Raw genomic sequence first — 10,030 nt, forward strand, 5'->3', positions numbered from 1 at the left:
GATCGGCATCCACATGCGCACGCAACCGCAACGCCTGATCCCGCAACGCCGCCTCACTCTTACCCGACAACACCCACGGCGTCACCGGGAAGACCGCCCCGGCGGGGGCCCGCTCCTCCGCTGTGCCCTGTTCGATGACGACGTGCGCGTTGGTGCCGCTGATGCCGAACGACGACACGGCGGCCCGGCGCGGACGGCCGGTCACGGGCCAGGGCCTGGCGTCGGTCAGCAGCTCGACGTCGCCCGACTCCCAGTCGACGTGCGGGGTCGGCTCGTCCACGTGCAACGTCTTGGGCAGCAGGCCGTGGCGCATCGCCATGACCATCTTGATGATGCCCGCCGCTCCCGCGGCCGCCTGGGTGTGGCCGATGTTCGACTTGATGGAGCCGAGGTAGAGGGGCTCGTCCCGCTCCTGGCCGTACGTCGCGAGGAGCGCCTGCGCCTCGATCGGGTCGCCCAGAGTGGTGCCCGTGCCGTGCGCCTCCACCGCGTCCACGTCCGCCACCGACAACCGCGCGTTGGCCAGCGCCTGCGCGATCACCCGCTGCTGCGACGGACCGTTCGGCGCGGTCAACCCATTCGAAGCACCGTCCTGGTTGACCGCGCTGCCCCGGATGACGGCCAGCACGGGATGACCGTTGCGCTCGGCGTCCGACAGCCGCTCAAGCAGCAGCATTCCCGCGCCCTCCGACCAGCCGGTGCCGTCGGCCGCCCCAGCGAACGACTTGCACCGCCCGTCGGCGGCCAGCCCGCGCTGGCGGCTGAAGTCGACGAAAGTGGACGCCGTCGCCATCACCGTGACGCCGCCCGCCAGAGCCAGGGAGCATTCCCCCTGGCGGAGGGCCTGGGCGGCCAGGTGCAGGGCGACCAGCGACGAGGAGCACGCGGTGTCGACGGTCACGGCCGGGCCTTCGAGCCCGAAGGTGTAGGCCAGCCGCCCGGACACCACGCTGCCCGCGTTGCCCGTGCCGAGGTAACCCTCGACATCCTGAGGTACGGCGGGCAGCCGGGAGGCGTAGTCGTGGTACATCAGGCCGGCGAAGACGCCCGCCCTGGTGCCGCGCAGCGACACCGGGTCGATTCCCGCCCGCTCGAACGCCTCCCACGAGATCTCCAGCAGCAACCGCTGCTGCGGGTCCATGGCCAGGGCCTCGCGCGGCGAGATGCCGAAGAAGGCCGGGTCGAACTCGGCGGCGTCGTGCAGGAAGCCTCCCTCTCGGGTGTAACTGGTGCCCGGCTTGTCCGGGTCGGGGTCATAGAGGCTCTCGACGTCCCAGCCTCGGTCGACGGGGAAGAGGGAGATGCCGTCCCCGCCGGAGGCGACGAGCTGCCACAGGTCTTCCGGCGTACGGACCCCGCCCGGATAGCGGCAGCTCATCGCCACGATGGCGACGGGCTCGTCCACGGCGGACGGCGCGGTGGGCGCCTGCCGTTCCGGCACGGTCTCGTCACCGACGAGCTCGGCGCGAAGGTGCGCCGCGAGGGCGAGCGGGCTCGGGTAGTCGAAGATCAGTGTGGCGGGCAGGCGGAGCCCGGTGGCCGCGTTGAGGCGGTTGCGCAGCTCGACGGCGGTGAGGGAGTCGAAGCCCAGCTCCTTGAACGCCTTGCCCGGCTCGATCCCGTCGGCTGAGGCATGGCCGAGCACGGCCGCCACCTGGGCGGCGACCACACCGGCCAGGGCCCGCTCCTGCTCCGGCGTGGACAGTCCCGCCAGGCGATCGCCCAGCCCCGCCGCCGCGATGGCCGCCTGGTTCACGCTCCGCCTTACCGGCACCCGGACCAGACCTCTGAGCAGCGCGGGCACGTCTCCTGTGCGTGCACGCGCCTCAAGTGCGACCTTGTCCAGGATCATCGGAAGCAGGAGAGGAGTGCCGGCTCCCAGTGCGAGGTCGAACAGCTCCAGCCCCTGGCCGGAGGTGAGCCCGCGCACCCCGCTCTTGCTCATCCGCTTCACATCGGCCGCGTCCAAGCTGCCGGCCATGCCTCCCGCCTGCTCCCACAACCCCCACGCCAACGACACGGCGGCAAGGCCACGGGAACGGCGATAGGCCGCCAGCCCGTCCAGGAAGGCGTTCGCCGCCGCGTAGTTGCCCTGACCGGCGTTACCGAACACCCCCGACGCCGAGGAGAACAACACGAACGCCTTCACATCACCGGCCAGCTCATGCAGGTTCAGCGCCGCGTCCACCTTCGGCCGCAACACCTTCTCCACCCGCTCCGGGGTGAGAGAGGTGATCACACCGTCGTCCAGCACACCGGCGGTGTGCACCACCGCGTCCACCGGATGATCGGCCAGCAACCGCGCCACCGCGTCCCGGTCGGCCACGTCACAGGCCACCACCGCGACCGACGCGCCCAGTTCTTCCAACTCGGAGACCAGGTCACCCGCACCGGGAGCGTCCAGGCCACGCCTGCTGGTCAACACCAACCGCCGCACCCCACGCACCGTCACCAGATGCCGGGCCAGCAACCCACCCAACGTGCCCGTGCCACCCGTGATCAACACCGTGCTGTCGGCGTCGAAACCGTCAGGCACGGACGGGGTGACAGCGGCGCGCATCAACCGGGGGGCGAACACCTTGCCCTCACGGACCGCGACCTGCGGCTCCCCCACCCCCACCGCCACCGCGACAGCCGACACCTCGTCGGCGTCGACCAGCACGATCCGATCCGGGTTCTCCGCCTGAGCCGAGCGCACCAGCCCCCACACCGCCGCACCCGCCAGATCCTCCGAACCCTCCGGCCCCACCGCACCGCAGGTGAGCACCACCAACCGCGACTCATCGAACCGCTCATCACCCACGAACGCCTGCACCCCGGCAAGCACCGACAACGCCGCCCGGCGAACCCCCAACGCGGCATCGTCATCGGCACCGCCATCAACCGACAGCACCACCACCGGAGGAACGGCCCCCCCACCCACCAGCGCCTCATCCAGCGCCGCCCAATCGGCGTAACCGTCCGCACCACCCACAAACGCCCACCCACCGGTCCCCGGGACCTCCTGTGCGGCCACCGGCACCCAGTCGAGCCCGAACAACGACTCCGAACGCCCCGACCCCACCTGCTCGACCACCACCGGCCGCAGCATCAGACCGCCCACCGAGGCCACCGGGCCGCCCATCGCATCCGTGATCTGGAGAGTCACCCCATCGGGGCCGGCGGGCGACAGCCGTACCCGGACCGACGTCGCCCCCGACGCCAGCACCCGCACATCACTCCACGAGAACGGCACATGCCCGCCACCCGCCCCCGACAGGAACGACCCCAGACCGATCGCATGCAACCCCGCGTCCAGCAACGCCGGATGCACCCCGAACCCCGCCACATCGGTGCCCTCAGGCAACGCCACCTCGGCGTAAATCTCCTCACCCCGACGCCACGCCGCCCGCACCCCCGAAAACACCGGCCCATAGGCGAAACCGGCCGCCGTGTAACGGTCGTAGAGATCGTCGACGGGGATCTGCGTCGCATCGGCGGGAGGCCAGGTCTCCGAATCGAACGGCTCGGGCGGCCCGGCCGGGGCGACGAAGCCCGTGGCGTGCTGCCGCCAGGGCTCGTCGAAGGCGGCGTCGTCCGGCCGCGAGTAGACGGTGACGGCGTGCCGCCCGGCGTCGTCGGGGGTCACCACCAGTTGCAGTTGCACGCCTCCGCGTTCGGGGAGGACGAGCGGGGCGTGGATGGTCAGCTCCTCCACCACGTCGCACCCGGCCTGGTCGGCAGCCCGCACCGCCAGCTCGACGAACGCCGTGCCCGGCACCAGCACCGACCCCTGCACCACGTGCTCACCCAGCCACGGATGCGACTGCACCGACAACCGCCCGGTGAACACCAGGCCCTCGCCGCCCGCCAGCGCCACCGCCGCACCCAGCAACGGGTGATCGGCCGATCCCAGTCCGAGCCCTCTGGCGTCTCCCGGCTGCGCGCCCCGTGTCCGTGGCCAGTACCGCTCACGCTGGAAGGCGTACGTCGGCAGGTCGACCCGGCGACCACCGGGGAAGAACGAGCTCCAGTCGGGCGTGACGCCTTCGACGTGGAGACGGGCGAGCGCCGCCACGACGGTTTGCGCCTCGGGCCGTCCTCGGCGCAGGGCGGGCACGAAGACACCCTCGACGCACTCGGGGCCCATCGCGGACAGGACCGCGTCGGGGCCGATCTCCACGAACACGCCCGCCCCATCGGCCGCCAGCGACCGCATGGCGTCGAGGAACCGGACAGGCTGCCGTACGTGGGAGACCCAGTAGTCGGCGTCCGCGCCGAAGGCGATCGGGATCCGGGGAGCGCTGTACGTCAGAGATTCGGCGACCCGGCGGAAATCGTCCAGCATCGGATCCATGAGCGGCGAGTGGAAGGCGTGGCTGACGTTCAGCCGCTTCGACTTGCGGCCGTCGAAGACCGCGACCACCGCGGCGACGGCCTCTTCCTCACCCGCGACGACGACCGACGAAGGGCCGTTGACGGCGGCGATGCCGACGGCGTCGCTCAGGTGAGGCAGGACTTCGTCTTCTGAGGCGTTCAGGGCGACCATCGCCCCACCCTCGGGAAGGGCCTGCATAAGACGGCCTCGGGCGGTGACCAGCGTGCAGGCGTCCTCAAGGGACAACACCCCGGCCACATGAGCGGCCGCGATCTCCCCGATCGAATGCCCCGCCAGGAAGTCCGGCACGATGCCCCACGACTCCAGCAGCCGGAACAACGCCACCTCGACCGCGAACAACGCCGGCTGGGTGTGGGAGGTCTGGTCCAGCGACTCGCCGCCCTCGAAGATCACCTCTCTGAGCGGCAGGTCCACTCGGGCGCACACCGCGTCGAAGGCGTCGGCGAAGGCCGGGTAGGTCTCGTACAGCTCCCGGCCCATCCCGGGCCGCTGACTGCCCTGGCCCGTGAAGAGGAACGCCAGCTTGCCGGGCGTACCGCTTCCCTGCACGACGCCCGGCGCCGACTCGCCGCGCGCCAGCGCTCCAAGGCCGGCGAGCAGGTCGGCCCGGTCCTCGCTCGCCACGACGGCTCGGTGCCCGTGCGCCGCCCGCGAGGTCGCCAGCGAGAACCCGACGTCCAGGGGCGACAGCTCGGGACGCTCCTCAAGGTGGGCGCGCAGCCGGACCGCCTGATCCCGGAGAGCCTGATCGCTCTTGCCGGACACGACCCAGGTCACCGGCCCGGTCCCGTCCACGGCGGGAGCGGGGGCGGGCGCCGGGGTCACGGGCGCCTGCTCGATGATCACATGTGCGTTGGTGCCGCTGAAGCCGAACGACGACACCCCGGCCCGCCTCGGACGGTCCACCGCCGGCCACGGGCGCGCCTCGGTCAGCAGCTCGACCGCGCCGTCCGACCAGTCCACGTGCGGCGACGGCTCGTCCACGTGCAGGGTCTTCGGCAGCATGCCCTCGCGGACGGCGAGCACCATCTTGATCACGCCGCCGACGCCGGCCGCCGCCTGCGTGTGACCGATGTTGGACTTCAGCGAGCCGAGATAGAGCGGCGTCTCCCGCTCCTGGCCGTACGTCGCCAGAAGCGCCTGCGCCTCGATCGGGTCACCCAGGACGGTGCCCGTGCCGTGTCCCTCGACGGCGTCCACGTCGGCGGCCGACAGCCCGGCGTCGGCCAGGGCCTGTGTGATGACGCGCCGCTGCGACGGCCCGTTCGGCGCCGTCAACCCATTCGAAGCACCGTCCTGGTTGACCGCCGTGCCGCGGACGACCGCGAGCACCTGATGGCCGTTGCGCTCGGCGTCCGACAGCCGCTCGAGCAGCAGGACGCCGGCGCCCTCGCCCCAGCCCGTCCCGTCGGCCGCCGCCGCGAACGGCTTGCACCGCCCGTCGGCGGCGAGCCCGCGCTGCCGGGAGAACTCCACGAACGCGCCCGGCGTGGCCATCACGGTCACGCCGCCGGTCAGCGCCAGCGAGCACTCGCCCTGCCGGAGCGCCTGCACCGCGAGGTGCATCGCCACCAGCGACGAGGAGCACGCCGTGTCCACCGTCACCGCCGGGCCCTCCAGCCCGAAGACGTACGACAGACGCCCCGACACCACGCTTGCCGCGTTGCCTGTGGCGAGATGCCCTTCGATGCCCTCCTGGGCGCCGACGAGGACCGACGCGTAGTCCTGCAGGTTGGAGCCGATGAACACGCCGGTACGGCTGCCGCGCATTGAGGCCGGGTCGACACCCGCCCGCTCGAACGCCTCCCAGGAGATCTCCAGCAGCAACCGCTGCTGGGGATCCATGGCCAGCGCCTCACGCGGCGAGATCCCGAAGAACGCGGGGTCGAACTCGGCGACGTCGTCGAGGAAGCCGCCCTCCCTGGCGTAACTGGTGCCGGACCGGTCCGGGTCGGGGTCGTAGAGCGCCTCGACGTCCCAGCCACGGTCCAGCGGGAAGTCCGAGATCGCGTCACCGCCCCCCGCGACCAGCCGCCACAGGTCGGCGGGCGCGCGTACGCCGCCGGGGTAGCGGCAGCTCATCGCGACGATGGCGATCGGCTCGTCGGCGCCGCCGCCGGGGACGGCGACCGGCTCGGGCACGGCGGTGTCCGCCCGCAGGTGTGCGGCGAGGGCGGCAGGGGTCGGGTAGTCGAAGACGAGCGTGGCGGGCAGCCGGAGCCCAAGCGCCGCGTTGAGGCGGTCGCGCAGCTCGACGGCCGTCAGCGAATCGAAGCCGAGATCCTTGAAGGCACGTGCGGGGTCGACGGCGTCGGGCGCGTCATGGCCGAGGACGCCTGCGACCTCACGCCGTACCAGCTCCAGCAGTTCCCCGGCCGACAGCGCGGGCCCAGCGGACAGCGCAGGTCCATCCGAGGCGGCGGGCCGCTCCGGCTCCAGCACGGCCCGCACCTCGGGCAGGTCGCAGATCAGCGGCCGGGCACGCGCCGCGGTGAACCCGGGGGCGAACCGGCGCCATTCGACGTCGGCGACCGTCAGGCTCGTCTCGTCTCCGGCGAGTGCCCGCTCCAGCGCGGCGACGGCGAGCTCGGGGGTGATCGTGGGCAGGCCGCGGCGGCGCAGCTGCTCCTCGGCGTCGCCCCCGGCCGCCATGCCGCCGTCGGCCCAGGGCCCCCACGCGACGGACGTCGCGACCAGCCCCCGGCCCCTGCGGTGCGCGGCGAGCGCGTCCAGGAACGCGTTCGCCGCGGAGTACGCGACCTGGTTGCCGCCGCCCCAGACACCCGCGATCGAGGAGAACAGCACGAACGCGTCCAGATCGCCGGTCAGCTCGTGCAGGTTGAGCGCGCCGAGCACCTTGGCCGCGACCGTGCCGGAGAATTCGGCGGCCGTGGTCTCCGCCAGCGGTCCGACCGAGCTCACGCCGGCCGCGTGGAACACCGCGTTCGGCGGGTGCTCGGTGAGCAGCGCGGCGAGCGCGTCGCGGTCGGCGACGTCGCACGCGGCGACGGTGACTCTGGCTCCCAGCTCCTCCAGCTCGGCGGCCAGCTCGGCCGCTCCCGGCGCGTCCGGCCCGCGGCGGCCGGTCAGCACCAGGTGCTCGGCTCCGCCGCGCGCCAGCCAGCGGGCCACGTGCCCGGCCACCGCGCCGGTCCCTCCCGTGACGAGCACGGTCCCCGACGGCCGCCACTGCCCGGCGCCCTCCTGGGGCGCGGCACGCACGAGGCGGCGGGCGAAGACGCCGGAGGCGCGGATGGCCAGCTGGTCCTCGTCTCCCATCCCCGCGACGACCGCGGCGAAGCGTTGCCAGGCACGATCGTCCGGCGCCGCCGGCAGGTCGATCAGGCCGCCCCAGCGCTCGGGGTGCTCCAGGCCCGTCACCAGGCCGATGCCCCAGATCTGCGCCCGCAGCGGATGTGTCAGCGCGTCTGACGTGTTGACGGACACGGCTCCCGACGTCACCAGCCACAGCGGCGCGTCGATCCCGGCGTCGCCGAGCGCCTGCACGAGCGCCAGCGCCGGAGCGGTCTCGCCCATCAGCGCCACCACGCCCGTCACGGCTCTGCCGTCCACCGCCTCAAGGACGCGCCGCGCCGTCGCCTCCCTGCCCGGCTCGGCCACGGCGGTGACGACCTCGGCTCCCTGCGAGGTCAGTGCCCGTACGGCGGCGTCCGTATCACCGGACCCCGCCGTGACCAGCAGGTAGGTCCCTGCCGGACGCGCCTCGGGGGCCGGCGTGACCGGCTTCCAGGTGACCCGATAACGCCAGTCGTTCACGGTGGACCGGTCACGCCGCTCCCGCCGCCAGGACGAGAGCATCGGCAGGACCGCGCCGAGCGACTCGCCGGGCTCGGTGCCCAGGGCCCCGGCCAGCGCCTCCAGGTCCTCCCGCTCGACGGCCTCCCAGAACCGGGCCTCGACCGCGTCCGATGCGGGCACGGGCAGGTCAGAAGCCCGCGCGGTGGGCCAGTAGCGCCGGCGCTGGAAGGCGTAGGTGGGCAGGTCGACGCGCTGAGCGCCGGGGAAAAGGGCGGCCCAGTCGATGGTCACACCCGCGACGTGGAGCCGGGCGAGGGCGGTGGTGACGGTCTCCGTCTCGGGCCTGCCGTTGCGGAGGGTGGGGATGAACGTGCCGTCGGCGCAGTCCTGGCCCATCGCGGTCAGTACGGCGTCGGGACCGATCTCCAGGTAGGTGGTGACGCCCTCGGCTTGCAGAGTGCGCATGGTGTCCAGGAAGCGGACCGGCTGGCGGACGTGGGCGACCCAGTAGTCGGCGTCGTGGCCGAACGTGATCGGGATCTGCGGAGGGTTGTACGTCAGGGACTCGGCGATCTGACGGAAGTCATCCAGCATCGGGTCCATGAGCGGAGAGTGGAAGGCGTGGCTGACGCGTAACCGCTTGGACTTGCGGTCGGGGAACCGTTCGATGACCGCGGTGACTGCGTCTTCGTCCCCGGCGATGACGACGGAGGCGGGGCCGTTGATCGCGGCGATGCTCACCCGGTCGGTGAGGTGGGGCTGGACTTCGTCTTCTGAGGCGTTCAGGGCGACCATCGCCCCACCCTCCGGGAGTGCCTGCATCAGCCGGCCCCGGGCCGTGACGAGGGTGCAGGCGTCCTCCAGGGACAGCACCCCAGCTACATGGGCTGCGGCGATCTCCCCGATGGAATGCCCGGCCAGGAAGTCCGGGACGATGCCCCACGACTCCACCAGGCGGAACAACGCCACCTCGATCGCGAACAACGCCGGCTGGGTGAACTCCGTACGATCCAGCAAGTCGCTGTCGATGGCGGGCAGATGGGAGCAGACCTGGTCGTACGCCTCGGCGAACACCGGGTAGGTCTCATACAGCTCACGGCCCATCCCGGCCCGCTGGGACCCCTGACCGGTGAACAGGAACGCGAGGCCATCGCCCTTCTGTGCGGTGCCTCGTACGACGCCGGTCGCCGAGTCGCCGCGGGCCAGGGCGTCAAGCCCGGCGAGGAGCCCATCCCTGCCGGTGCCGAGCAGCACCGCGCGTTCCTCAAGAGCGGCCCGCGAGGTGGCGAGGGAGTACGCGACGTCGACCGGGTCGAGTCCCGCGTTCTCGCCGAGGTACGTGTGGAGGCGCCGCGCCTGGGCGCGGAGGGATTCCCCATCCCGGGCCGAGACCGTCCAGGCGATCTGCCCGTGCGGGACCGGCGGTGCGGTTCGCGCCTCAGGCTCGACCGGCGGCGCCTGTTCGAGGATGGTGTGCGCGTTGGTGCCACTCACCCCGAACGACGACACCCCCGCACGCCGCGGACGATCCACCGCCGGCCACGGCCGCGCCTCCGTCACCACCTCAACCGCACCGGCCGACCAGTCCACATGCGGCGACGGCACATCCACATGCAACGACTCCGGCACCACCCCATGCCGCATCGCCAACACCATCTTGATCACACCGGCCACCCCCGCAGCCGCCTGCGTATGACCGATGTTCGACTTCACCGAACCCAGATAAACAGGCCTCTCCCGCCCCTGGCCGTACGTCGCGAGAACCGCCTGGGCCTCGATCGGATCACCGAGCGTGGTCCCGGTGCCGTGCGCCTCCACCACATCCACATCCGCCGGACCCAACCCCGCACCAGCCAACGCCTGCCGGATCACCCGCTGCTGAGCCGGACCATT

1 protein-coding gene is annotated in these 10,030 nt (G+C 72.4%); it reads right to left on the reverse strand.

Annotation, left to right across the window (positions count from 1 at the left end; translation table 11 throughout):
• Positions 1 to 10,030: SDR family NAD(P)-dependent oxidoreductase (locus AB0B72_RS39750; protein ID WP_367744949.1), on the reverse strand; the 10,030-nt coding region annotated here is incomplete at both ends.

Source organism: Microbispora sp. NPDC049125, from assembly GCF_040802045.1.
Classification (GTDB): domain Bacteria; phylum Actinomycetota; class Actinomycetes; order Streptosporangiales; family Streptosporangiaceae; genus Microbispora.